Genomic DNA, 22,782 nt, shown 5'->3' with positions numbered 1-22,782 from the left:
GGGCGTTGCCGCGCCGGCAGCCGGCGTGCCCGTGGCGTTCGCGGTGTCGGCTTGCACGGGGGCTTGCACGGGCGCGGGGCGCGGGGCGATGTCGTCGAAGTCGAACTCGGGCTGCGCAGCCTGCGTATCCAGCACTTCGTCCAGCGCGTCGTCCTGATCCTGCGACGCCTCATCGACCATGCCATTGGCTTCGCCATTTCCGCGGCGGCGGCGGCGACCGCCGCGACGGCCGCGACGCCGCTTGTTGCCGGCTTCGCCCGCGGTTGCGTCATCGCTGCTGGAAGCAGCATCGCCGGAACCCGTCACCTGCGCCGACGCAATGTCGGCCGCAGCGACGTCGGTCGGGGTGTCCTGTGCTGTGGTCAGCGGGGCCTGCAGCGCCGCCGCGGCGGCAATCACCGTTGCTGCCGGCACGGGCTCGTTGGCGGCGGGTGCTGCGGTGTCGGCGAGCCGGTCCTGGCGCACCGGTTTTTGCGAAGGAGCCTGCCGCTCCTGCTTCGGCTGCCGCTCCTGTTGGCGCGGCTCCTGCTTTTGCGCGGCGGCTTGCGGCGGGCGCTGATCCTGGCGCGGCGCCTGGGGTTGCTGCGGCTTGGCTTGCTTCTGCTTCTGCTGCGGCTGCTTTTGCGATTGCTCGCCTCGGTTGTCGCGAGGCTTGCCGTCGTCGCGACGCGCGTCATTCTTGCCGCGCCCATCACGCCCATCACGCCGGTTGCCGCGCTCTTCGCGACACGGCTGGCCGTCATTGCGCGGCGGTGCGGCCGGGGCAGGGCTGGCCGGTGTTGCGGCGAACAGGCCGCGCAGCCAGCCGATCACCCCGCCGCTGGCCGGCGCTAGTGGCGTGCTGGCCGGTTGCATGAAGGTGGGCGTGGCCGGTTGCGTCTCCGCCGGCATCGGCTTGGGCTCGCGCAGTGGCGCGGGCTGGATGGGGTTGACCCGGGTCACCGCAGGCGGCGGGATGTTGAGCTGGGCCTTGGTCAGCGCGATGGTGTTCAGGCGCCGCGGCGTGCCGCGCTGATAGCTGGGCTTGCTGGTTTCTTCGCCCATCTCGTTGTTGCGGATGCGGGTGACTTCGTAATGCGGCGAATGCAGCTGCTCGTCGGCCACGATCACGATCGGGGCAGAATGGCGCTGCTCGATCTCGCGCAATGCTCCGCGCTTTTCGTTGAGCAGGTAATTGGCGATTTCCACCGGCGCCTGCACCAGCACCTGCCCGGTGTTGTCCTTCATGGCGTGCTCTTCGGCCACGCGGATGATGGACAGCGACAGCGACTCGATGCTGCGCATGCGGCCGTGGCCTTCGCAGGTCGGGCACACGATCTGGCTGGCTTCGCCCAGCGACGGGCGCAGCCGCTGGCGGCTCATTTCCATCAGGCCAAAGCGGCTGATGCGACCCAGCTGGACGCGCGCGCGGTCGTACTTCAGCGCGTTCTGCAGCTTGTTCTCGACGTCGCGCTGATGCTTGTTCGACGCCATGTCGATGAAGTCGATCACCACCAGGCCGCCCAGGTCGCGCAGGCGCAGCTGGCGGGCGACTTCTTCGGCCGCCTCCAGGTTGGTGTTGAACGCGGTTTCCTCGATGTCGCCGCCCTTGGTGGCGCGCGCCGAGTTGACGTCGATCGCGGTCAACGCTTCGGTCTGGTCGATCACCAGCGCGCCGCCGGAGGGCAGCCGCACGGTGCGCTCATACGCCGCTTCGATCTGCGATTCGATCTGGAAGCGATTGAACAGCGGGGTGTCGTCGGTGTAGTGCTTGAGCTTGCGCTTGTTGTGCGGCATCACCTGTTCGACGAATTCCAGCGCTTCGGCGTACATCTCCGGCGTGTCCACCAGGATTTCGCCGATGTCGCTGCGCATGTAGTCGCGCAGGGCGCGCACGATCAGGCGCGATTCCTGGTAGATCAGGAACGGCGACGGCTTGGACAGCGCGGCCTCGGCGATCGCGCGCCAGATGCTGAGCAGGTAGTCGAGGTCCCACTGCAATTCTTCGGCATCGCGGCCCACGCCGGCGGTGCGGATGATCACGCCCATGTCGTCGGGGATGTTCAGCGCGTCCATCGCCCGCTTCAGCTCGGCGCGGTCGTCGCCCTCGATGCGGCGCGAGACGCCGCCCGCGGTTGGCGAGTTCGGCATCAGCACCATGTAGCGGCCGGCCAGCGAGATGAAGGTGGTGAGGGCGGCGCCCTTGTTGCCGCGCTCTTCCTTGTCCACCTGCACCACGACTTCCTGGCCTTCGCGCAGGAGTTCCTTGATGCCCGCCTTGTGTGCGTCAACGCCGGCCTGGTAGTAGTCGCGGGAGATTTCCTTCAGCGGCAGGAAGCCGTGACGCTCGGCGCCGTATTCGACGAACGCGGCCTCCAGCGAAGGCTCGAGCCGGGTGATGCGGCCCTTGTAGATGTTGGATTTCTTGTTGTCGCGGGCCGGCTGTTCGATGTCGATGTCGTACAGGGTCTGGCCATCGACGGTGGCCACGCGCAGTTCTTCGGCCTGCGTGGCGTTGATGAGCATTCGCTTCATTGTGCGTTCCTTTGCGCATCCGCGCCCACGCCCCACGGGGGGAGAAGGCAATGCGCGGAACACCATGGGGCGTTTCGCCTCTGGATACCGCAAGCGCACGGGCGCGCGGGGCGCGTCCAATGCGGCTCTCAAGTTTTCCAGCGCTGCCACACCACGGCGAACCGCGGGAGCGCTTGTTCCTTAAATGTAGGTGTTGCAGGGCCGGCGACCGCCGCGCCATGCCTTGAGGGGATGGGCGCGTCGCGCGGGGCATTGTTCAACGGGCAACATCACGACACGGGGCCGGCGATGGGCGGGTTTGCCGCGCAGCCGTTAACATGTCCGCCCCGAGGGTGGTGGCAACGTCACTGCGGCGGGGCTCGCCAGGAAGATCGGCTTTCGGCCGGAGGGCAGCAAACTGCCCGACACTTCCTGCGAAATCAAACCCTTGCATCACCCCTCGAGTGTAGCAGATCAAATCCCGATGACACAGCCGCAACCCCCCCCCAGCAGCGGTGCCCGCAGCGTCCGCATTACCGAAGACAGTGACGGCCAGCGCGTGGACAATTTTTTGCTGGGCCTGCTCAAGGGCGCCCCGCGGAGCCTGATTTACAAGCTGATCCGCAGCGGGCAGGTGCGAATCAACGGCGGGCGGGTCCGGGCAGAGCGCAAGCTGGAAGAGGGAGATGTCGTCAGGATCCCGCCTGTTCGCATCGAAAGCACGCAAGATGCCGGACGTTTGCCGCCCAAGGGACTGCTGGAGGCGCTTGAAGCCTCGATCGTGTTCGAAGACGCGCGACTGTTGGCGATCAACAAGCCCTCGGGCCTGGCCAGCCACGGCGGCAGCGGGATCAGCTTCGGAGTCATCGAGGCGTTGCGTGCGTTGCGACCGAAGGACAAGCTGGAGCTGGTGCATCGACTGGATCGGGACACCTCCGGTCTGCTGGTGCTGGCCAAGAAGCGTTCGGCGTTGACCGAACTGCAGGCGTTGTTGCGCGAAGACCACGGCGCCGGCATCCGCAAACGCTATCTGGCGCTGTTGCTGGGCAGGATGCCGGATGGGGTGATGAGCGTGGATGCGCCGTTGCACGTCGGCCTGCGTCAAGGCGGCGAGCGCCATGTGCAAGTCAATCCGGCCGGGAAGCCGTCGATGAGCCATTTCCGCGTGCTGGAGCGCCGTGCGGGCCAGAGTTATTGCGAAGTTCGCATCGAAACCGGCCGCACCCACCAGATCCGCGTCCACGCGCAACACATTGGCCATCCGGTGGCCGGGGATGACAAATACGGCGACGAACCCGCCAACAAGCGCCTGCGCGAGCAGGTGGGCCTGAAGCGCTTGTTCCTGCATGCCTCCACCCTGGAGTTTTCGCTGGATGGCGGCAAGGCGCCGTATTCTCTCAACGCGCCGCTGGCGACGGACCTGGTTGAAGTGCTGGATCGGCTGGGTTAGGGGTTGGCGTGGCCTTGGCTGAAGCCTGCGGCAGCCAGGGCTTTCCGTCGTGGATCAGCCGGCCAGCAAATCCGCCTTCGCCGCGCAGATGAAGTCGTTCTCGCTCAGCCCGCCGACGTCGTGGGTGGAAAAGCGCACCACGCAGCGGTCGTAATGCACCGACAAGTCGGGGTGGTGGTTTTCGGCGTTGGCCACGTGCGCCAACGCATTCACGAACGACATCGTGCGGTAATAGTCGGGGAAGCGGAAGGTCTTGCTCAGCGCGTGGGCATCCTCCACCAGTGTCCAGCCGGGCAGCTGCGGCAACAGTTCGCGGATGCCGGCTTCGCCGAGCCGGTGTTCGTGGCCGTGGCGAACGGTGCAGTGTGCTTGGGCAAGCGGAATGAGATCAGTCATGAGGGACTCTTCTTTTGAGCGACGCTGAACCGGGACGCAGGCGATGCGCAGATGGGTTTCCGCACCGCTAGAATAGCGGGATGATCCAGATTTCCGAAGCCGCCCAGACGCATTTCCGAAAGTTGATCGAACGTGAGGCCATTGCAGGCTTGGGCGTGCGCCTGTCTGCGCAGAACGCCGGCACCACGCGTGCCGACGTGCGCCTGGAGTTTGCCGAGCCCGGTGAACTGAACGGTGATGAATGGGCTATCGATTGCGAGGGCTTCACGCTCTGGCTGGATGCGCCCAGCGTGCCGTTTCTGGACGGTGCGGACATCGATTACACCACGATGGCCACCGGCGGGCAGTTGCAGATCCGCGCGCCCAGGATCAAGGGCGTGGCGCCGGGTCAGGCCGCGTCGCTGGTCGAGCGCGTGCAGTGGGTCATCGACAACGACGTCAACCCGCAGCTGGCCATGCACAAGGGCCACGTCACGCTCACCGAAGTCAGCGCCGACGGCATCGTGGTACTGAACTTCGGCGGCGGCTGCCACGGCTGCAGCATGGTGGACATCACCCTGAAGCAAGGTGTCGAGAAAACCCTGCTGGACAAGGTTCCCGGCGTGACCGGCGTGCGCGACGCCACCGATCATGCCAGTGGCAGCGCGCCCTACATGTCGAACAACGCGGTCTGACGGAGCCATGCGCGCGTGACGACAGCCAATGACGTCATTGCCGCGCTCAATCAGCGGCATCTGCTCAAGACCGGTCGTGCGCAGGCGCCGGAAGAACTTCCCTCCGGCTGGCAGGGATGGCTGGATGCCATGTCGCAGGTCGAGTCCAAGCCGCGCCATGCGCCGCCGCAGGCCTGGATTGAAACATTCGTGCAGCGGCCGCTGCAGCGCATCGGCAAGGCCGGGGGGCTGGGCCGCCCGTTTTTCCAGTTGCTGCGGTTGGGCCGGCCGAACAATCCGCGCGAAGATCGCACATTGCGTATCGGTGTCGGCGTTGCCGACCTGCTGCTGCACCTGCTGCTGGCGGGCCTGCTGCTGTGGCTGATGTACCTGCGCTTTCTGGCGCTGGCACAGCAACAGGAGGAGGCGTCCGTCGAGGCGGTGCAGGTCGAGTTCATCGGGCGCGGCAACGCGGTGGCGGGGGGCGGGGCGCTGGCCAGTGCGGGCGCGGAATCCGCGCCGGCATCCGCAGCGCCGTCGCTCAAGCCTTCACCGGCACCCGCATCGGCGGGCGCCAGCGCGCCAGCCGCGCACCCGGTGCTGGAGCAGGTTGCGGTGCCGGCCGCCGCGCCTGTGGCTGCCAGCAGCGAGATGCCGAAACTCCAGCCTGCCAAGCCTCTGCTGGCAGAACCATCGGCAGCCCAGCAGTTGCAGGTCAGCAATGTCCCGCAGCCACAGCCGCAGAGCTTCCAGCTGCCGCCGCCGCGCGAGCGCAGCGTGACGCTGCCGGACGTCCGTCTGCCCGACGTGCAGCCACAGCCGCAAGTGGAGCAGATCGCAACCCTGCAAACGCAGCCGGTCAGGACGCTGCAGGTCAAGCAGCGCGACGTGCAGCTGCGCGCACCCGCGTTGAACACGCAGGTGCAGGCGATCGAAACCTTTGTCCCGGATACCCGTTTGCTGTCGCGTGAGCGCAGCACGCCCACCGCGGGCGCGCAACAGGCGCAGATCAAAGTGCCGCAGCTGCGCGGACAGGTGGCCGAGATCCCGTTGCGAACGGGTGACGGTGGTGCAAGTGCAGCGCAGCCCGGCAACGGCAGCGCTGCCAATGGCACGGCCATCGCACCGGGCGCGGGCGGGAGCAAGACCAGTCCCGCAGGCGACGGCACGGCGCAGGCCGGCCGGGGAGCCGGCGCGCGCGCGGCGGATGCCGGCGGGCGCGGGGTGGCCAGCGCCGGAACCGGCGCCGGTCCGGGCCTGAAGGCCGCGCCGGGCGGCTGGCCGGGGGCGGCGAAAAGCGACGATTGGGGCGCGTCCAACCGCAACGTGGCGGGAACCGGCAATGGCAACGGCCATGATGGCAGTGGCAAGTCGGGCTTGTTCAATGCGGACGGCAGCCCGCGCCTGCCCGATCAGTGGTCGAAGAACAGCGGCATCGACATCGACCGCGCCGGCACCTGGCTCAAGCGGCCGGGCCTGGAGTATCGCGGCACCCGCTTTGACAAGTATTGGATCCCCAGCGGAACGTTGCTGGAGGAATGGGTGCGGCGCGGCATCAAGCAAGTGTCGATCCCGATTCCGGGCACCGGGCTCAAGTTGAATTGCGTGGTGTCGCTGTTGTCGCTTGGCGGAGGCTGCATACCGGTGGATCCGGATGCCAACGAACAGCCTTCGACCGGGCGCAAGGCGCCGGAGATTCCCTTCAAGCCGGCGTTGCAGGAAGACAATGGCAGCGTGCGTGCGCCGCCACCTGTTGCGCCGCCGCCGGCAGGCGGCTGATCGCCGTGGCGCGCGGCGCTCTAGCCGCGTGCGCCCAGTCGTTGCACCATCAGGCCGCGCAACACCGCGTCGTCGCTGGATTGCGGCGGGTTGACGTCGTGCAGCGAGAATCCGTGTTCTTGCGCGTCGTCTTCGTCCAGTCCGCTGAATTCCACGAACTCGGCATCCATGAGGGCCGCGCGCGCGGTATCGAGACTGTCGTAGGCCAGGGTGTTGCCGTCGCTGTCGAATACTTCGGCGGTGCCGGCCTCGCGCTCGCGCAGCCGCGCCCATACCAGCGTGCGCCCCAGCATGGCCAGCCACCAGCTGTCGTGTTGCATGCTGTCGTTCATGTCAGTGCCTTTCCGACGATCCACAGCAGGCCGCCCAAGGCAATGCCAGCCAGAATCACCAGCATGGAAATCCGCGCCGGTGCGGCCAGCCCCGATAGCGACGGATCGGGCGTGCTGCGATACCCGCGACGCAGCAGCCACCAGAGTGCCGCAGGCTTCAGGAACGCCCCTTCGCCCAGTAGCGCGGTGATGGCGGGATGGCGGTCGCGGATGTGCACCAGGGTCAATGGCCAGAAAATGACAAAGGCGGTGGCGCCGGCGATCGCCGTCGCAAACGAGGTCAGTGCGAAGAACAGGATCAGGTCGGCGTCCATCAGAACTCCGCCGACCCCGGTGCGCGCGGGTAGGCGATCGCGTCGCGGATGTTCGCCAGGCCGCAGACGTAGACCACCAGCCGTTCGAAACCGAGGCCAAAGCCGGCGTGCGGCACCGTGCCGTAGCGTCGGAAGTCGCGATACCACCCGTAATGCGCCGGGTCCAGCCCGAACTGCGCCATGCGCGCGTCCAGCATGTCCAGGCGTTCTTCACGCTGGCTGCCGCCGATGATCTCGCCGATGCCCGGCGCCAGCACGTCCATCGCGGCCACCGTCCTGCCATCGTCGTTCAGGCGCATGTAGAACGCCTTGATCTGCTCCGGATAGTTCATCACCACCACCGGGCGGCCGACGTGTTCTTCGGTCAGCCAGCGCTCGTGTTCGGTCTGCAGGTCCAGGCCCCATTCCACCGGGAAGTCGAACGTCTTGCCCGACGTCTGCAGAAGGCGGATCGCCTCGCCGTATTCGATGCGCTCGAACGGCGCGTTGATGAACGCATCGAGCTTGGTGATCGCGTCCTTCTGCACGCGCTCGGCGATGAAGGCCATGTCGTCGCCGCGTTCGTCGAGCACCGCACGGAACAGGTACTTGAGGAACTCTTCGGCCAGGTTGGCGTCGTCGTTGAGGTCGGCGAAGGCGATCTCCGGCTCGATCATCCAGAATTCGGCCAGATGGCGCGTGGTGTTGCTGTTCTCGGCGCGGAAGGTCGGGCCGAAGGTGTAGACCTTGCTCAGGCTGAGGCAGTAGGCCTCGACGTTGAGCTGGCCGGACACGGTGAGGAAGGTTTCCTTGCCGAAGAAGTCGCGGCTGAAGTCGACGTTGCCCTTGCCGTCGCGCGGCAGGTTGGCCATGTCCAGGGTGGAGACGCGGAACATCTGGCCGGCGCCCTCGGCATCGGACGTGGTGATGATCGGCGTGCTGATCCAGTAGAACTGGCGCTCGTGGAAGAAGCGGTGCACCGCCTGCGCCAGGCAATGGCGGATGCGGGTGACGGCGCCGAACAGGTTGGTGCGCGGGCGCAGGTGGGCGAATTCGCGCAGGTATTCCAGCGAGTGCTGCTTGGGCTGCATCGGATAGGTCAGTGGATCTTCCACCCAGCCGACGACCTCGACGGCGGAGGCCTGCACCTCGAAGCTCTGGCCCTGGCCCTGCGACTTCACCAGCGTGCCGGTGCACACCACCGCGCAGCCGGTGGTCAGGTGCTTCACCTCGGAGTCGTAGTTGGCCAGCGCGTCCGGCGCGACCACCTGGATCGGCGCGAAGCAGGAGCCGTCGCTGACGTTGACGAAGGACAGCCCGGCCTTGGAGTCGCGGCGCGTGCGCACCCAGCCGCGCACGCTGACCTGGCCGCCTTCCGGGGCGTGCCCGGCAAGGAGTTGGGCAACCGACATCGTGGTCATCTTGGAATCCTGCATTGCATGCATGAAATGGTTTCCCAGTTTACCGGAGCTACAATGGCGAAATGAGCATTCACCTGACCGAATCCGCCCGCGCCCGCATCCTCGGCTTTCTCGAACTCGACACCACTGCGTTGGGATTGCGCTTTGGCGTGTCCCGCAGCGGCTGCTCCGGGTGGGGCTACAAGGTCGAAGTAGCGCACGAGCGCAGGCCGGACGATGCCGTGTTCGACGATGGCGGCGTGCACATCTTCGTCGATGCGGCCAGCCTGGCGCAGGTGGACGGGACCCGCATCGACTATGTCCAGCAGGGCTTGAACGCGCAGTTCGTGTTCAGCAACCCCAACGTGACCGGCGGCTGCGGCTGCGGGTCCAGCTTCACCACCGACGCCGAGCGGATCATCGAGCTCTGACCTGCCTGGGCAGGCGCCTGCCGGCGCGTTGTTTGCGTCGCGCGCCCTGATTGGCGATAATGGCCGGCTCCCGTTCGCGGGAGATCTCGCCCGAACGCGCCTGTCCGTGCATCGCGACAGATGGCCGAGGGCTATGTGGCCGGCATTCCGCCGGCCGATATCCACGAGGAAACCACCATGCGTCACTACGAAATCGTGTTCCTGGTCCATCCGGACCAGAGCGAGCAAGTCCCGGCCATGATCGAGCGCTACAAGTCCGCGATCGAAGCCGGCAATGGCAAGATTCATCGCCTGGAAGACTGGGGTCGTCGCCAGCTGGCGTACCCGATCCAGAACCTGGTCAAGGCGCACTACGTGCTGCTGAACATCGAGGTCGAACAGGCCGTGCTCGACGAGCTGGTCGATGGCTTCCGCTTCAACGACGCCATCCTGCGCCACCTGGTGATGCGCCGCGACGACATCGTGACCGAGCAGTCCCTGATCATGAAGAACAAGGACGAGAAGGGCGACAAGCCCGAGCGCGGCGAACGCCGTCGTCGTGACGACGAAAGCGACAGTGCCGTTGGCACTGGCGAAGCCGAAAACGTCGAAGCCGCCTGATCGCGTCGTCCACCAGGAGTACACCCATGTCCAAGTTCTTCCGCCGCCGCAAGTTCTGCAAGTTCACCGCCGAAGGCGTGACCGAGATCGACTACAAGGATCTCAACACCCTGCGCCAGTACCTGACCGAGACCGGCAAGATCGTTCCCAGCCGCATCACCGGCACCAAGTCGAAGTACCAGCGCCAGCTGCAGAATGCAGTGAAGCGCGCGCGCTTCCTGGCCCTGATTCCCTATACCGACAATCACAACGTGTGATTGGCCCGTCCATTCGGACAGCAACCGTTGCGGTGATTGCCATCGCTAACGAATACGGAGCAATACGATGCAATTGATCCTCCTGCAGAAGGTGACCAACCTCGGCAACCTCGGCGACAAGGTCGATGTGAAGCCGGGCTATGGCCGCAACTATCTGGTGCCGCAGGGCAAGGCCGTGCCGGCGACTGCCGCCAATCTGGCCGAGTTCGAAGCCAGGCGCGCCGAATACGAAGCCCAGGCGAAGGCCAACTTCGATGCTGCCAATGCCCGACTGGGCAAGGTGGCCGATGCCAGCGTGACCATCGCGGCCAACGCGTCCACCGAAGGCAAGCTGTACGGCTCGGTGGGCCCGCGCGAAATCGCCGAGGCGCTGACCAAGCAGCTGGGCGTGGACGTGAACAAGTCGGAAGTGGTGATGGGCGAAGGCCCGCTGCGCCACACCGGCGAGCACGAAGTGCACGTGCATCTGCACGCAGACATCAACACCACGGTCAAGGTGGTGGTGGTGCCGGAAGCTGCCTGAGCCGCTTCCCGTCGCGCGTGACAACGGACGGGCGCCGCAAGGCGCCCGTTTTTTTTGTGCGGCGGATGAACGGGCGTCGCAGCGCGTGAGACGGGTTATCCACAGGATGTCCCACGACTTGTCTGCAACACCTCGATGCCAATGCAGCCTACGATGGGCGACTTCGAACAACAACAATCGGGCCGCAACGACGGCTCGCCGGGGAGCTTGCAACCACCCATGAGCGTACGTTCAGGAATGCGTTCCGACGCCAGCTTCCATACCCGCAACGAGCAGCGCATCGAGCAGCTGCGGGTGCCGCCACAATCCGTGGAAGCCGAACAGGCCGTGTTGGGCGGGCTGATGCTCGACCCGGCTGCGTTCGACCGCGTTGCCGATCAACTGGTCGATGAGGATTTCTACCGGCGTGACCATCAGCTGATCTATCGCTCGATCCGCGAGCTGGTGGAAAAAAACCGGCCTTGCGATGCGGTGACGGTGGGCGAGTGGTTCGACTCGCAGGGCTTCGGTGAGCAGGTCGCCGGCGGCGCGTATCTGGTCGAGCTGGCCGCCAGCACGCCCAGCGCGGCCAACATCAAGGCCTATGCCGAGATCGTTCGCGACAAGGCGATCCAGCGCAAGCTGATCGACGTGGGCACCGCCATCGTCAATGACGGCTTCCAGCCCGAAGGGCGCGACTCCGGCGAACTGTTGGCCAAGGCCGAGCAGGACGTGTTCGCCATCGCCGAGGGCCACTCGCGCGGCAAGCAGGACTTCACCCCGGTGCGGCGCGCGCTGGCCGAGGCGTTCGAGGTGCTGCAAAAGCGGGCCGAGAATGGCAGTGGCGTGACCGGCCTGCCCACCGGTTACACCGAATTCGACCAGATGACCGCCGGCCTGCAGCCCACCGATCTGGTCATCCTCGCCGCGCGCCCGGCCATGGGCAAGACCACCTTCGCACTCAACATCGCCGAGTACGGCGCGCTGAAATCGAAGAAAGCGGTGGCGGTGTTCTCGATGGAAATGTCGGCCGCGCAGCTGGCGTTGCGCCTGATTTCCTCGCTGGGCCGCGTCAACGCCACCCGCTTGCGCACCGGCGATCTGGAGGACGAGGACTGGAGCCGCGTCACCGGCGCCATCGCGCAGATGAACGGCGTCAAGATCTTCATCGACGACACCCCGGGCCTGTCGCCCGACGTGTTGCGCGCCAAGTCGCGCCGGCTCAAGCGCGAGCATGACCTGGGCCTGATCGTGATCGACTACCTGCAGTTGATGGCAGTGCCCGGCAACAATGAAAACCGCGCCACCGAAATTTCCGAGATCAGCCGTTCACTGAAGGGCTTGGCGAAGGAACTCAACGTGCCGGTGATCGCGCTGTCGCAGCTCAACCGCTCGCTGGAAACCCGCACCGACAAGCGCCCGGTGATGGCCGACCTGCGCGAATCCGGCGCCATCGAGCAGGACGCGGACATGATCGTGTTCATCTACCGCGACGAGTACTACAACAAGGAAAATTCGCCGGACAAGGGGCTGGCCGAAATCATCATCGGCAAGCAACGTAACGGGCCGACCGGCAGCTTCAAGCTGAAATTCTTCGGCGAATACACCCGGTTCGACAATCTTGCCCACGAGTCAGTCGGCAGCTTCGAATAGAGCAATGAGCGAGCCGATGACCCAGCGGCCCACCCGCATCGTGGTGGATCTGGATGCACTGGCGGGCAACCTGCGCGCCATCCACGCGCACGTGGGCGTGCCAGTGATGGCGATCCTCAAGGCCAATGCCTACGGCCACGGGCTGGTGCCGGTTGCGCGGCATCTGCAGGCGCAGGGCGTGGCGCAATTGGGCGTGGCTTTTCTGGAAGAGGGCGTGCAGTTGCGACGCGCCGGCATCACCGTGCCGGTGCTGGTCCTGGGCGGCATCCTGGGCCGGCAGGTGGCGCAACTGATCCAGCACGATCTGGAAATCACCGTGTCGTCGCTGGACAAGCTGCGCAAGGTCGAAGCGGCGGCCGAGCAGTTGGGGCGCAAGGCCGTCATCCATCTCAAGATCGACACCGGGATGGAGCGCATCGGCGTGCACAGTTATTCCTGCGCGCCGTTCATCGAAGCCGCGCTGGCATCGAAGTGGTGCCTGCTCAAGGGCATCTATTCGCACCTGGCCTGTGCCGATGATCCGCATTCGCTGCTGACGGCACTGCAGCTGGAGCGCTTCCACGATGCGTGCGCGCATATCGAAAACGCCGGCGCGCCGATGCCGCTGCGCCATCTGGCCAATTCCGGCGGCGTGCTGCATTTCCCCGAGACCTGGCTGGACATGGTGCGTCCGGGCATCCTGCTGTACGGGGTGATGCCCGATCCGGCGGCGCGCCGCAGCGTGGACGTGCAGCCGGCGCTGTCGCTGCTGTCGCAGGCGGTGTACTTCAAGGTGGTGAAGGCCGGAAATGCGGTCAGCTATGGCGCCACGTGGGCGCCTGCACGGGATACCCGAATCGTGACCGTTCCCCTCGGCTATGGCGACGGCTATCCGCGCGCGCTGTCCAACCGCGGCGACGTGCTGATTCGCGGCCTGCGCCACCCCATCGTGGGGCGCGTGTGCATGGATCAGTTCATGGTGGATCTTGGGCCGGACGGAACCGCCTACGTGGAAGACGACGTGGTGTTGATCGGGCGCCAGGGCAATGCGGCCATCAGCGTCGAAGATGTGGCGCTATGGGCCGGCACGATCGGGTATGAAATCCTGACCCGGCTCAACGAGCGCATCCCGCGGGAATACGTGGGCGGATAACGGCCGCGTTGACCCTGCGCGGGGCGCGTGATTCACTCGCAGCCATTGCATGGGAGAAACCGGATGGCCGCACCAAAGCCGCGTCTGAAACGTCCCGGCGGGGCAGGTGTTGGAACGCACGCCAGGCGCGAGCCGATGTCGCGGGTGGACACGGCCTGGCTGCGGATGGAGCGCCCCACCAACCCGATGATGATCACCGGCGTGCTGATGTTTGCCGAGCCGATGTCGCTGGTCCAGCTGAAGAAAGTGATCCAGCAACGCTTCCTGGCCTATGCGCGGTTCCGGCAGAAGCCGGTGGATGGCGCGGCTGGCGCGCAGTGGGTGGAGGACGAGCATTTCGACCTCGACTGGCATGTACGCCTGTCCGGGCTGCCGGGCCGCCCCGGGCGAGCCAATGAGAAACGCGCGCTGGAACGCTTTGTCAGTCAGTTGGCCTCCAGCCCGCTGGACCCCACCAAGCCGCTGTGGCAATTCCATCTGGTGGAACGTTACCAGGGCGGCTCGGCGGTGGTGGCGCGGATTCATCACTGCTATGCCGACGGCATTGCGCTGGTGCAAGTGCTGCTGTCGCTGACCGATACCAGCCGCGAATCCTCGTCGGCCTCGCGCCTGGACAAAGCCTGGCTCAAGCATGAGGCCGCGCCGGTGGCGCGCCGCGTGGGCGCGATGGATCGCTACATGAAGCTCGGCGGCAAGATGCTGGAGCAGGGCATGGCGATGATGCAGGATCCGTCGCTGGCGACGCTGCTGGCGAAGGAAGGCGGCGACATCGCCAAGGAACTGGTACACGCGCTTGCACTGCCGGATGATCCCCCTTCGCTGCTGCGCGGCCGGCTGGGCGTGAGCAAGCGCGTGGCGTGGGCCGAGCCATTGCGGCTGGAGGACGTCAAGGCGGTGGGGCGCGCCTGCGACTGCACGGTCAACGATGTGTTGATGGCCGCCGCCGCTGGCGCGTTGCGCAGTTACATGCTCGAGCGCGGCGAGCAGTTGGACGGCATGACCCTGCGCGCCACCGTGCCGGTCAACCTGCGCCCGCTGGAGCACGCCAGGAAACTGGGCAATCACTTTGGTCTGGTGTTCCTGGAGCTGCCGGTGGGCGAGGCCAATCCGCTGCGCCGGCTGGAGCGGGTGGCCGAGTGCATGGCCCAGCTCAAGCAATCGCGGCAGGCGATCATGGCATTCGGCCTGCTGGCCGCACTGGGCGTTGCCCCGCAGCCGGTGAAGGAACTCGCGCTCGAGATGTTCAGCCGCAAGGCCAGCGCCGTGGCGACCAACGTGCCCGGTCCGCAGCAGCCGCTGTACATGGCAGGCTGCACGTTGCGCGACATGATGTTCTGGGTGCCGCAAACCGGCTCCATCGGCTTGGGCCTGTCGATCATGAGCTATCGCAACCAGGTGCACTTTGGCCTGATTGCCGATGCGCGCCTGATTCCGGACCCCGATGCGGTGGTGCGCAAGTTCGGCGAGGAGTTCGAAACGCTGCTGTACCTGGCGCTGATGGGCGATTGGGGCATCCGCCTGGACGCAGCGGGGGCCGAAGCGCTGCTGCAAGACGCAACCCAGGCTTAACGGCGACGCGCACATTCACATTCAGGCCACGTGCCGACGCCTAGCCTGCGCGCAGTCAGTCCGCGCAATGCAAAGGAGTTCTGCATGAAGACCCAAACGATCAAGCTCGCCGTCCTCGGCGTCTGCCTGACCGCATTCACCGTCGGTTGCGCCAGCTATACCGGTCAGACCAATGACCCCAACGATCCCAATCACACCAAGCGTGGCGCCCTGATTGGCGCCGCCATCGGCGCGGCTGCGGGCCTCCTGAGCGGCGACAGCGCCGTCGAGCGTCGCCAGCACGCCATGGTGGGTGCGGGCATCGGCGCCCTGGCGGGCGGCTCGATTGGCGCCTACCAGGATCGGCAGGAAGCCGAGCTGCGCCGTGAAACCGCGGGCACCGGCATCGATGTCAGCCGCGACGGCGATGTCATCAAGCTGAACCTGCCGGATGGCGTGACCTTCGACTTCAACAAGACCGACATCAAGCCGCAGTTCTACCCGGCGCTGAACACCATCGCCGGCACCCTGAAGGATTATCGCCAGACCATCGTCGAAGTCAGCGGGCATACCGACAGCGTCGGCTCCGATGCAGTCAACCAGCGGATTTCCGAGCAGCGCGCCAATTCGGTGGCGGGCTATTTGATGGGGCAGGGCGTGCAGCGCGAACGCTTCGAGATCGTGGGCATGGGCAAGCGCTTCCCGATTGCCGACAACAACACCGACTACGGCCGCTCGCTCAACCGTCGCGTGGAGATCCGCCTGCTGCCGCTGGGCTCATAAGCCGGGACGGCACGGCAACCAGGAACACGGGCCGCCATGCGGTCCGTGTTCTTGTGGGGCTGCGCTTCAGCTTGGCGCTTGTGAAAGCCGCGCCCGTCCCTATACTGGGGGTGTCGGCGACATCGACAGTTTCCCGGGGGTGCACTGGCTTCGACGGGGGGTTGCGAGATCGCACGGCGCATGCCGAGGGGGTAGCTTTCCTCGATAATCCAGCTGCAAAAACCCAGACGCCAACGACGACGTCTACGCTCTCGCCGCTTAAGGCGTAAGCCCCGAACCCACTTGTGCCTGTGCTCGTGGATGTAGGGTCATTATCACGGGATAGGTGCCGGCGGCGACCCGTCAACTGGCTCCGAAACCAAAGCGGGTGTGGATGACGGCGTGCTTCGCACGTTGTGTTGCCGTCATCCGAGATCAAACAACGAGCTAAGCATGTAGTGCCGGGCATCAAGTACCTTCGGACGGCGGTTCGATTCCGCCCACCTCCACCAATACTTGAAATCCCAACCCTTATCGGTTGGGATTTTTTTTGCCCGAAACGCCAGTGTTGGCGCGGTTTTCGGGCATGGCCTCGCGAGCGCCACCGGAGTAGGCGTAGACGTAGCAGTGGCGCGTCTGGATGATGATGTCCTTGCCGTCGATTTTGTAAGCGTTGCTGCCCTTGCGGGTCAGGTTCACCTCGTAGTTCTCAGCGAGAGCAGGCGCTGCCTGGATGCTCATCAATCCCGTAAGTGCCGCCAGAAGGGTCTTCTTCATCGCCACCGCCTATTGGGATTGGAAACTCGACAAGCGGCTTTTAACAAGATCGAGCTTGGCCTTGTGGGCCAGCGGCCTGTTGAAAACACGGTTCTGGATCTGATCGGACACTTTGCTGATGGCGATGTACGCCATGCTCAGGCCGGACTCGCGCTCGGATGCCTTCGCTCGGCATCATTGGTGATCGCAGGGTCGGCGATGTGCGTGCGCACGTGCTCTTCGAGCACCTCCGCCATCAATCCGTGGATGGCGCCGCGTACTGCTGCGATCTGGTGCAGGACTTCAGCGCAGCCCTTCTCGGCGTCGAGCGCACGCTCCAGGGCCTCGACCTGACCCCGGATGCGTCGCACCCGGCCCATCAGCTTCGACTTTCACGGACGGTGTGGCTCATACTCGCCTACCAATCTTGTGAGACTTCTTGGCCACTCGATGCTCCTTGGGTTGGTGCTGAGTGGCCTCGCTTGCGTCGGCACCGTCAGCGCGGCGACTTCACGGGATGATTCCCAACATGATCTTGGTCTTGATGCTGGACAGCCAGTCTTCGCGGTACTGCAAGGCCAGGGCGTCCAGATTGACGCGACCGACGCCCGCCTTGCGGGCGAGGTCTTCCAGTGAGGTCATGCAGTTGAGCCAGCCCAGTCCATTCGATGCCACGAGTGCGGCCTTGTCAATCCGCCAAGGCCAAGGTGCCGATGAGTTGATCGATGTCCTTCGCGCCTACCTGAAGTGAGATCCATCATGCATACCGAGAACCTGTCCAACTGGATACACGACCACGTCTTCGATACTGGCAACGACGCCGCCGAGCGAAGTACTCGGGTGGTGATGTGGATCACCGCTGTCATGATGGTGGTCGAGATCGCTGCGGGCTGGTGGTACAACTCGATGGCCTTGCTGGCAGACGGCTGGCACATGAGCTCCCATGCCGTTGCGATCGGGCTTTCCGCGATGGCCTATGCTACCGCCCGGCGGTATGCGAAGGATCCGCGCTTCGCGTTTGGCACCTGGAAAATCGAGATTCTGGGTGGCTTTGCCAGCGCCATCTTCCTGCTTGGAGTGGCCGTGATGATGGTGGTCGGCTCAGTAGAGCGGATCGTCTCGCCGCAACCCATTCAGTACCAGGAGGCGATTGTGATCGCTATTCTCGGGCTAGCGGTGAATGTCGTCTGCGCGCTGATTCTCGGCAAGGCGCACCATCACGATCACGGTCATTCGCATGGACACGATCACGGCCATGACCACCACGATCACCATCACGATCTCAATCTGAAATCGGCGTACCTGCACGTCATCGCTGACGCGGCCACTTCGGTTCTCGCCATTGTGGCTCTGTTTGGTGGTTGGATGTACGGCTGGTCGTGGTTGGACCCGGTTATGGGCATCGTCGGTGCCGTGCTGGTGGCAGTCTGGGCCAAGGGGCTCATTGTCGATACCGGCAAGGTGCTGCTCGACCGCGAGATGGATCATCCGGTGGTCGATGGGATTCGTGAGGTTGTGGAAACCGGGGCGGACGGCGGTGACACCCGGATCGCCGACCTGCACGTCTGGCGCGTGGGCAAGCAGGTTTATTCGTGCGCGATGACGGTGGTGACCCATGACGCAGCGCTGACGCCCGATGTAGTGCGTGAGCGCCTGTCGGTGCATGAAGAAATCGTCCACTCCACTATTGAGATTCATCATTGCCGCGAGGAGCTAGCGGGAGCGGTCGGAGCGACGGCGTGAAGACGTTCTTGCTTTACCTCATCACCGTGATTGCGGAAATCGTCGGTTGCTATTTGCCGTGGCTTTGGCTACGGCAAGGCGGGTCTGCGTGGCTGCTGCTGCCTGCGGCGGCCAGCCTGGCCGCATTTGCGTGGCTGCTGACCTTGCACGACGCCGCATCAGGTCGTGTATACGCCGCCGACGGCGGGGTCTATATCGGCGCTGCCCTGGTCTGGTTGTGGGCGGTGGATGGCATACGACCTTCAACATGGGATATAGCGGGTGCTGCTGTGGCTTTGGCGGGCATGAGCATCATTGCATTTCAGCCAAGGTTAAGAGTCGATCGAACAAAGACACGCCAACTTACCCAGGATCGACATGACAAGAACTTCAAGAGAAATCCGAACAATTCCCGCGGGAATCTGGATTCTCGGCTTTGTCAGCATGCTTATGGATATCTCATCGGAAATGATCCATAGCCTGCTGCCGCTGTTCATGGTCGGCGTGTTGGGAGCAAGCGCATTGACCGTGGGCCTGATCGAGGGAGTCGCTGAATCGACTGCGCTCATCGTCAAGGTGTTTTCCGGCACGCTCAGCGATTACCTGGGCAAGCGCAAGGGCCTGGCGGTGGCCGGTTATGCGCTGGGTGCGCTGACCAAGCCACTGTTTGCCTTGGCACCCTCAGTCGGCATGGTGCTTACCGCACGCTTTCTCGACCGCATCGGCAAGGGGATTCGCGGCGCGCCGCGCGATGCACTCGTAGCGGACATCACTCCCAGCGAAGTCCGGGGCGCCGCCTTCGGTCTGCGGCAGTCGCTGGATACGGTCGGCGCATTCGTCGGTCCATTACTGGCCGTTGGCCTGATGCTGCTCTGGGCCAACGACTTTCGTGCAGTCTTCTGGGTTGCAGTGATACCGGGCACGCTCGCTGTGCTGCTGCTGGTTTTCGGAGTCCGCGAGCCCGAACGACATCTGGAGGGAAAGAAGACCAACCCGATCTGCCGCGAGAACATCATGCGACTCAGCGCCTCGTATTGGTGGGTGGTCGTTGTCGGTGCGGTGTTCACCCTGGCCAGGTTCAGCGAGGCCTTCCTGGTGCTTCGTGCCCAACAAGGCGGCATTCCGGTGGCACTGGTGCCGCTGGTGATGGTGGCGATGAATCTGGTTTATGCCGGCGCAGCCTACCCCTTCGGCAAGCTGTCCGATCGCATGAACCACAAGACCTTGTTGGCGTGGGGCCTGGTTGTACTGATTTGCGCCGATCTGGTGTTGGCCAGGAACGACCACTGGACGACGGTCGTCGCGGGTGTGGCGCTATGGGGCGTGCATATGGGCATGACCCAGGGATTGCTGGCCACGATGGTGGCGGACACTGCACCTGCCGATCTGCGCGGCACGGCTTACGGCGTCTTCAATTTGATCAGTGGTGTCGCGATGCTGGTCGCCAGCGCGCTCGCTGGACTCCTGTGGGATCAGTTCGGAGCGTCATTTACCTTCTATGCGGGCGCGCTGTTTTGCGTTCTAGCCCTGCTCGGGTTGCTCAAGAGAACGTAGCCGCAAAGTCTGCAAGCATCCCTGCCAATCCTCAGGAAACCGCGCCACATTGGGTGTGAATGCGTGTCAATTTGGAATGAGAGCTGTCTTTTGCTTCCCGATCGGGAAACAAAAGACTGAATCATGCCCTAACCATGCACAACATTCCCGGTCGGGAAATATCCCTTGCACTTAGTCCGGTTGTGCCTGATAATTTCCCGAACGGGAAACTTATGGCGCCATGACATCCATTCGATCACCTCAACAACTCGGCGATGCACTGCGTGCCGCTCGCAAGCAGCTCGGGCTGACACAGCCCCGGCTGGCGCTAGCGGCTGGGGTGGGTGTGCGCTTCATTGTCGACCTTGAAGCAGGCAAGCCCACCTTGCGACTGGAAAACGTACTGCGGGTCGTTGATGCACTGGGTGGTGAGATCCAGTTGAGCGGCTTGCCGTCGTCGGTGACCGACGATCAACGTGAAGGTGGCAACCATGGCACATGAGCTGGAAGTCTGGCTTTTCGCAGATCGTGTCGGCACGTTGGCGCTGGTCGATGGACGACTAAACTTTTGCTACGCACCCGATTGGCTGTCACATAAAGACGCCGTGGCCTTGTCCGCCTCGCTGCCGCTGCAAGCGGAGCCGTTCGATGATCGCAAAACGCGTCCCTTCTTTGCTGGTCTTCTACCGGAAGGGCAGATGCGCCGCCTGATTGCGCAGCAGTTCCAGGTCTCGGGCCAGAACGACTTTGCGCTGCTGGACCACATCGGTGGCGAATGCGCCGGAGCCGTGACGTTCCTTGAGCCGGGGCAGGCTTTGCCTGTGCCGACCCGCACCGATGACGTTCAATGGCTGAGCGACGACGAAGTCGTTGCCATCCTGGATGAATTGCCGCGTCGTCCCATGCTGGCAGGCAAAGACGGCTTGCGGCTTTCCTTGGCTGGCGCGCAAGACAAGCTGCCAGTGGTTTTCGATGGTACGCGCATCGGGCTGCCCCTCAACGGCACGCCTAGCTCGCACATCCTGAAACCGGCCATCCACGCTGTTGAAGACAGCGTGATCAACGAAGGATTTTGCATGGTGCTGGCTGAGGCCATGCAGCTCAAGCCAGCAAAATCAAAAGTCCATTGGGTGTTGGATCGTTCGTTTCTGTTGGTTGAGCGCTACGACCGACTGATCGATGCGCAGGGGCACCGGCAACGGCTTCATCAAGAGGACTTGTGCCAAGCACTGGGCGTGGTGCCCGAAATGAAATACCAGAATGAAGGTGGTCCGGATCTGGCGCAGTGTTTTGCTCTGGTGCGCAGTGCGACGCGCCCCAGTGCACCGCAGGTTCTGCGACTGCTCGACTGCGTGATCTTCAATGCGCTGATCGGCAATCATGATGCGCACGCCAAGAATTTCTCTCTGCTGTATTTAGATGGTAAGTCAGGCACGGCCCCCGTTCTGGCACCGTTCTACGACACGCTGTCGACGGCGGTGTATCCAACCCTGACGCAGAAGATGGCGATGAAAATCGGCAGCAAGTACAAGTTCAGCGAAGTCCAGGCGCGGCACTGGGAGCAGTTCGCCGAAGGCGTAGGTTTTACCAAGGCGCAGGCCAAACGGCGAATTCTGGAATTGGCAAAGTTACTGCCAGCGACGGCGCGCAAGCTCCAGTCTGATCCCGGACGCCGTTTTGCTGGCAATGCTGTGGTTGAGCAAATCAATACCTTGATTGAACAACGCTGCGCCCTGACGATTCGGCGGCTTACCGACCCCGCCGCCGGCAATGACGCAGCCGCCGAGCCCTCCGTTTGAACCACCATGCGGACGCGGGTTCGATTCCGGGTTTGGGAATTGAACCGACATCCAATCGCAGACGAGTTTGACCGCAGCAACCCGCAGAAGTGCTGACTAAACCAGATAGCCAGTTTTTCGGGCGGCAGCCATCCACCTCCATGTTCTGATCCAAGCAAGTCCAATACAGGCCGGAATTCCCAATGAAATCCAGGGTTCTGGCCTTTATCTTGTCCAAAGCTGTGTGGGGGTATGAGAATGCGCAGCACGGCGTAAGCCGGGGCTATCCTCCACCGAAGATTTCGATGGGGCTGACATGACATTGTTCATCTGGCGGACCTTTGTAGAGGCCGGTGTTGAAGCGCCCACGAGCGATGGTTCTACTGTCGACGAAATCATCACCAAGTTGAGGTCTAAATTCGGCAAGTAACTCCCCCTGCTTTGCAATCCTCTTTCCGAGACGATTCCACCAATCGGTAATACCAAAAGGCCTCGTCGTTCGCCAGGCGTTCGCCAAAGCGGGCTGGCGACAAGCCGGTAACCCGGCGGACTTCGCGCCCCATGTGCGACTGGTCGGCAAAGCCAGCGTCGGCGGCAATGTCGGCGAGGTCCGGTGCGCTGCTGTTGCACGTTTCAGTGCGGCGGATGAATGCTTCCTCGACGCGGACAAAAAGCTGCAGATCGCGGTAGCTCTGGCCCGTCCAGTCGCGGACCCGACGCTGCCACTGGCGTAGGCTTTGCCCGGCGGTCGAATGCGTGGCGCGTGTCGTCAGTAATCGAACCCAGTTGCCCAGATACGGGGCAGGGCTGGCTTGGCGCGGTTCTCGCCACAAGGGTTGGAACTGTGCCTCCAGCACGGCAAACGGATCCTGGTCGGCGGCGCCGAAGACGGCTTCACAGGCTTGCAGAAGTGCGGTAGGAGCCACCGTTTCCAGCGGCAGGTGCTGGTCGAAATAGAGATCGATGGGTCGGCCAATCAGTCGGCCGATGGCTTCGGGATAAAAGCCGACCGATAGCGCATGTACCTCGCCTGGCGACCAGCTGACCGAAGGGCGGCGTTGCGGTCCGGAAACGACGAGACGCGGCAACGCCGGCCTGAGCATCGGTTGGAAACTCGACCCACCTTCCTCGACCATATGCAGCGTCCCCTCGAAAATCCATGAGATCACCACCATCGGCGTTGCCGGGTAGTAATTGAAACGTTCCGCCTCTTCCAGAACACAGCCGCGCGTATCGCGTTCAACGCCGGCCAAGAGGCAAGCACCGAGGGCGGCTGAGGGGATATGCATGAACGCAGCTGGGCGGGGCATTC

23 protein-coding genes, 1 other RNA gene and 2 pseudogenes are annotated in these 22,782 nt (G+C 64.1%); 17 read left to right on the top strand and 9 right to left on the bottom strand.

The genetic code is table 11. From position 1 onward, the window contains the following. Positions 1 to 300 precede the first annotated feature (300 nt). Positions 301 to 2,505, bottom strand: a pseudogene (locus tag LIW09_RS07030) (Rne/Rng family ribonuclease); the annotation flags it as partial. 472 nt (positions 2,506 to 2,977) lie between these two features. Between LIW09_RS07030 and LIW09_RS07025 the strand changes: the two are divergent. Next, positions 2,978 to 3,943: an RluA family pseudouridine synthase gene (locus LIW09_RS07025; RefSeq protein ID WP_256644941.1), complete on the top strand. Its 966-nt coding sequence runs from the start codon at positions 2,978 to 2,980 to the stop codon at positions 3,941 to 3,943. A 54-nt stretch (positions 3,944 to 3,997) separates the two neighbouring features. Here the strand turns inward: LIW09_RS07025 and LIW09_RS07020 are convergent, their stop codons facing one another. Next, on the bottom strand, positions 3,998 to 4,339 hold the full coding sequence (locus tag LIW09_RS07020) for a 4a-hydroxytetrahydrobiopterin dehydratase (RefSeq protein WP_256644940.1): 342 nt from the start codon (positions 4,337 to 4,339) through the stop codon (positions 3,998 to 4,000). An 80-nt stretch (positions 4,340 to 4,419) separates the two neighbouring features. On the opposite strand from LIW09_RS07020, the gene LIW09_RS07015 reads away from it, so the two are divergent. Beyond that, a complete protein-coding gene (locus tag LIW09_RS07015) occupies positions 4,420 to 5,013 on the top strand; it encodes an NfuA family Fe-S biogenesis protein (RefSeq protein WP_256644939.1) in 594 nt (197 codons plus the stop codon). Positions 5,014 to 5,028: 15 nt separating this feature from the next. Beyond that, positions 5,029 to 6,771, top strand: coding sequence for a hypothetical protein (locus tag LIW09_RS07010; protein ID WP_256644938.1), 1,743 nt, complete (start codon positions 5,029 to 5,031; stop codon positions 6,769 to 6,771). A 20-nt stretch (positions 6,772 to 6,791) separates the two neighbouring features. On the opposite strand, the gene LIW09_RS07005 is transcribed toward LIW09_RS07010, so the two are convergent. The 3 genes from LIW09_RS07005 to asnS are packed head-to-tail and all read right to left on the bottom strand — an operon-like array spanning position 6,792 to position 8,817. Next, entirely contained in the window at positions 6,792 to 7,103 is a 312-nt protein-coding gene (locus LIW09_RS07005; protein WP_256644937.1) for a hypothetical protein, read from the bottom strand. Then, complete coding sequence (locus tag LIW09_RS07000) at positions 7,100 to 7,405, bottom strand: hypothetical protein (protein WP_256647177.1); 306 nt, start codon at positions 7,403 to 7,405, stop codon at positions 7,100 to 7,102. The genes LIW09_RS07005 and LIW09_RS07000 overlap by 4 nt, the downstream gene beginning before the upstream one ends. 11 nt (positions 7,406 to 7,416) lie before the next feature. Continuing rightward, positions 7,417 to 8,817, bottom strand: a complete 1,401-nt coding sequence (asnS, locus tag LIW09_RS06995) for an asparagine--tRNA ligase (protein WP_256644936.1) — start codon at positions 8,815 to 8,817, stop codon at positions 7,417 to 7,419. A gap of 62 nt (positions 8,818 to 8,879) precedes the next feature. Here asnS and LIW09_RS06990 point away from each other — a divergent pair, with 62 nt between their 5' ends. The 9 genes from LIW09_RS06990 (at position 8,880) to ssrA (ending at position 16,193) form a co-directional block, all read left to right on the top strand. After that, positions 8,880 to 9,227 carry a HesB/IscA family protein gene (locus LIW09_RS06990; RefSeq protein WP_256644935.1) on the top strand — a complete coding sequence of 116 codons (348 nt, stop codon included), beginning with the start codon at positions 8,880 to 8,882 and terminating at the stop codon, positions 9,225 to 9,227. 177 nt (positions 9,228 to 9,404) lie between these two features. Continuing rightward, complete coding sequence (rpsF, locus tag LIW09_RS06985) at positions 9,405 to 9,827, top strand: 30S ribosomal protein S6 (protein WP_256647176.1); 423 nt, start codon at positions 9,405 to 9,407, stop codon at positions 9,825 to 9,827. A 26-nt stretch (positions 9,828 to 9,853) separates the two neighbouring features. Beyond that, entirely contained in the window at positions 9,854 to 10,084 is a 231-nt protein-coding gene (rpsR, locus tag LIW09_RS06980) for a 30S ribosomal protein S18 (protein ID WP_114961112.1), read from the top strand. Between the two features lie 67 nt (positions 10,085 to 10,151). Continuing rightward, positions 10,152 to 10,607, top strand: a complete 456-nt coding sequence (gene rplI, locus LIW09_RS06975) for a 50S ribosomal protein L9 (protein WP_256644934.1) — start codon at positions 10,152 to 10,154, stop codon at positions 10,605 to 10,607. Between the two features lie 219 nt (positions 10,608 to 10,826). Then, positions 10,827 to 12,239, top strand: coding sequence for a replicative DNA helicase (locus LIW09_RS06970; RefSeq protein WP_256644933.1), 1,413 nt, complete (start codon positions 10,827 to 10,829; stop codon positions 12,237 to 12,239). Between the two features lie 4 nt (positions 12,240 to 12,243). Continuing rightward, positions 12,244 to 13,371, top strand: coding sequence for an alanine racemase (gene alr / locus LIW09_RS06965; protein WP_256644932.1), 1,128 nt, complete (start codon positions 12,244 to 12,246; stop codon positions 13,369 to 13,371). A gap of 135 nt (positions 13,372 to 13,506) precedes the next feature. Further along, a complete protein-coding gene (locus LIW09_RS06960; protein WP_256644931.1) occupies positions 13,507 to 14,940 on the top strand; it encodes a WS/DGAT/MGAT family O-acyltransferase in 1,434 nt (477 codons plus the stop codon). A gap of 84 nt (positions 14,941 to 15,024) precedes the next feature. After that, positions 15,025 to 15,702, top strand: a complete 678-nt coding sequence (locus LIW09_RS06955) for a YiaD family glycine zipper/OmpA-like lipoprotein (RefSeq protein ID WP_425507870.1) — start codon at positions 15,025 to 15,027, stop codon at positions 15,700 to 15,702. A gap of 135 nt (positions 15,703 to 15,837) precedes the next feature. Then, positions 15,838 to 16,193: a transfer-messenger RNA gene (gene ssrA, locus LIW09_RS06950) on the top strand. Positions 16,194 to 16,212: 19 nt separating this feature from the next. On the opposite strand, the gene LIW09_RS06945 is transcribed toward ssrA, so the two are convergent. From LIW09_RS06945 to LIW09_RS06935, 3 genes are all read right to left on the bottom strand, one after another. Next, positions 16,213 to 16,458, bottom strand: coding sequence for a hypothetical protein (locus LIW09_RS06945; RefSeq protein ID WP_256644930.1), 246 nt, complete (start codon positions 16,456 to 16,458; stop codon positions 16,213 to 16,215). Positions 16,459 to 16,595: 137 nt separating this feature from the next. Further along, positions 16,596 to 16,817, bottom strand: coding sequence for a metal/formaldehyde-sensitive transcriptional repressor (locus tag LIW09_RS06940; protein WP_256644929.1), 222 nt, complete (start codon positions 16,815 to 16,817; stop codon positions 16,596 to 16,598). 130 nt (positions 16,818 to 16,947) lie between these two features. Beyond that, on the bottom strand, positions 16,948 to 17,112 hold the full coding sequence (locus LIW09_RS06935) for a hypothetical protein (protein ID WP_256644928.1): 165 nt from the start codon (positions 17,110 to 17,112) through the stop codon (positions 16,948 to 16,950). An 84-nt stretch (positions 17,113 to 17,196) separates the two neighbouring features. Here LIW09_RS06935 and dmeF point away from each other — a divergent pair, with 84 nt between their 5' ends. The 5 genes and pseudogenes from dmeF to LIW09_RS06910 all read left to right on the top strand — a co-directional run bounded on the left by dmeF (position 17,197) and on the right by LIW09_RS06910 (position 21,491). Continuing rightward, positions 17,197 to 18,180: a CDF family Co(II)/Ni(II) efflux transporter DmeF gene (dmeF, locus tag LIW09_RS06930; RefSeq protein WP_256644927.1), complete on the top strand. Its 984-nt coding sequence runs from the start codon at positions 17,197 to 17,199 to the stop codon at positions 18,178 to 18,180. Continuing rightward, positions 18,177 to 18,491, top strand: a pseudogene (locus tag LIW09_RS06925) (YnfA family protein); the annotation flags it as partial. The gene dmeF and the pseudogene LIW09_RS06925, both read left to right, overlap by 4 nt. 112 nt (positions 18,492 to 18,603) lie before the next feature. Then, positions 18,604 to 19,713 (top strand): MFS transporter, encoded by a 1,110-nt coding sequence (locus LIW09_RS06920; RefSeq protein WP_256644926.1) that lies wholly within the window; start codon positions 18,604 to 18,606, stop codon positions 19,711 to 19,713. A gap of 220 nt (positions 19,714 to 19,933) precedes the next feature. Next, complete coding sequence (locus tag LIW09_RS06915; protein WP_256644925.1) at positions 19,934 to 20,194, top strand: helix-turn-helix transcriptional regulator; 261 nt, start codon at positions 19,934 to 19,936, stop codon at positions 20,192 to 20,194. Beyond that, positions 20,184 to 21,491 carry a type II toxin-antitoxin system HipA family toxin gene (locus tag LIW09_RS06910; RefSeq protein WP_256644924.1) on the top strand — a complete coding sequence of 436 codons (1,308 nt, stop codon included), beginning with the start codon at positions 20,184 to 20,186 and terminating at the stop codon, positions 21,489 to 21,491. Before LIW09_RS06915 ends, LIW09_RS06910 begins: the two co-directional genes overlap by 11 nt. Positions 21,492 to 21,883: 392 nt before the next feature. Here LIW09_RS06910 and LIW09_RS06905 read toward each other — a convergent pair whose 3' ends face one another. Next, a complete protein-coding gene (locus tag LIW09_RS06905; RefSeq protein ID WP_256644923.1) occupies positions 21,884 to 22,759 on the bottom strand; it encodes a helix-turn-helix domain-containing protein in 876 nt (291 codons plus the stop codon). Positions 22,760 to 22,782 lie beyond the last annotated feature (23 nt).

Origin of the sequence: Thermomonas paludicola (assembly GCF_024498955.1) — a bacterium.
In the GTDB taxonomy this organism is placed as follows: Bacteria; Pseudomonadota; Gammaproteobacteria; order Xanthomonadales; family Xanthomonadaceae; genus Thermomonas; species Thermomonas paludicola.
The sequence above is the reverse complement of the archived record's forward strand: the minus strand, read 5'-3'. Positions and strand labels throughout refer to the sequence as shown.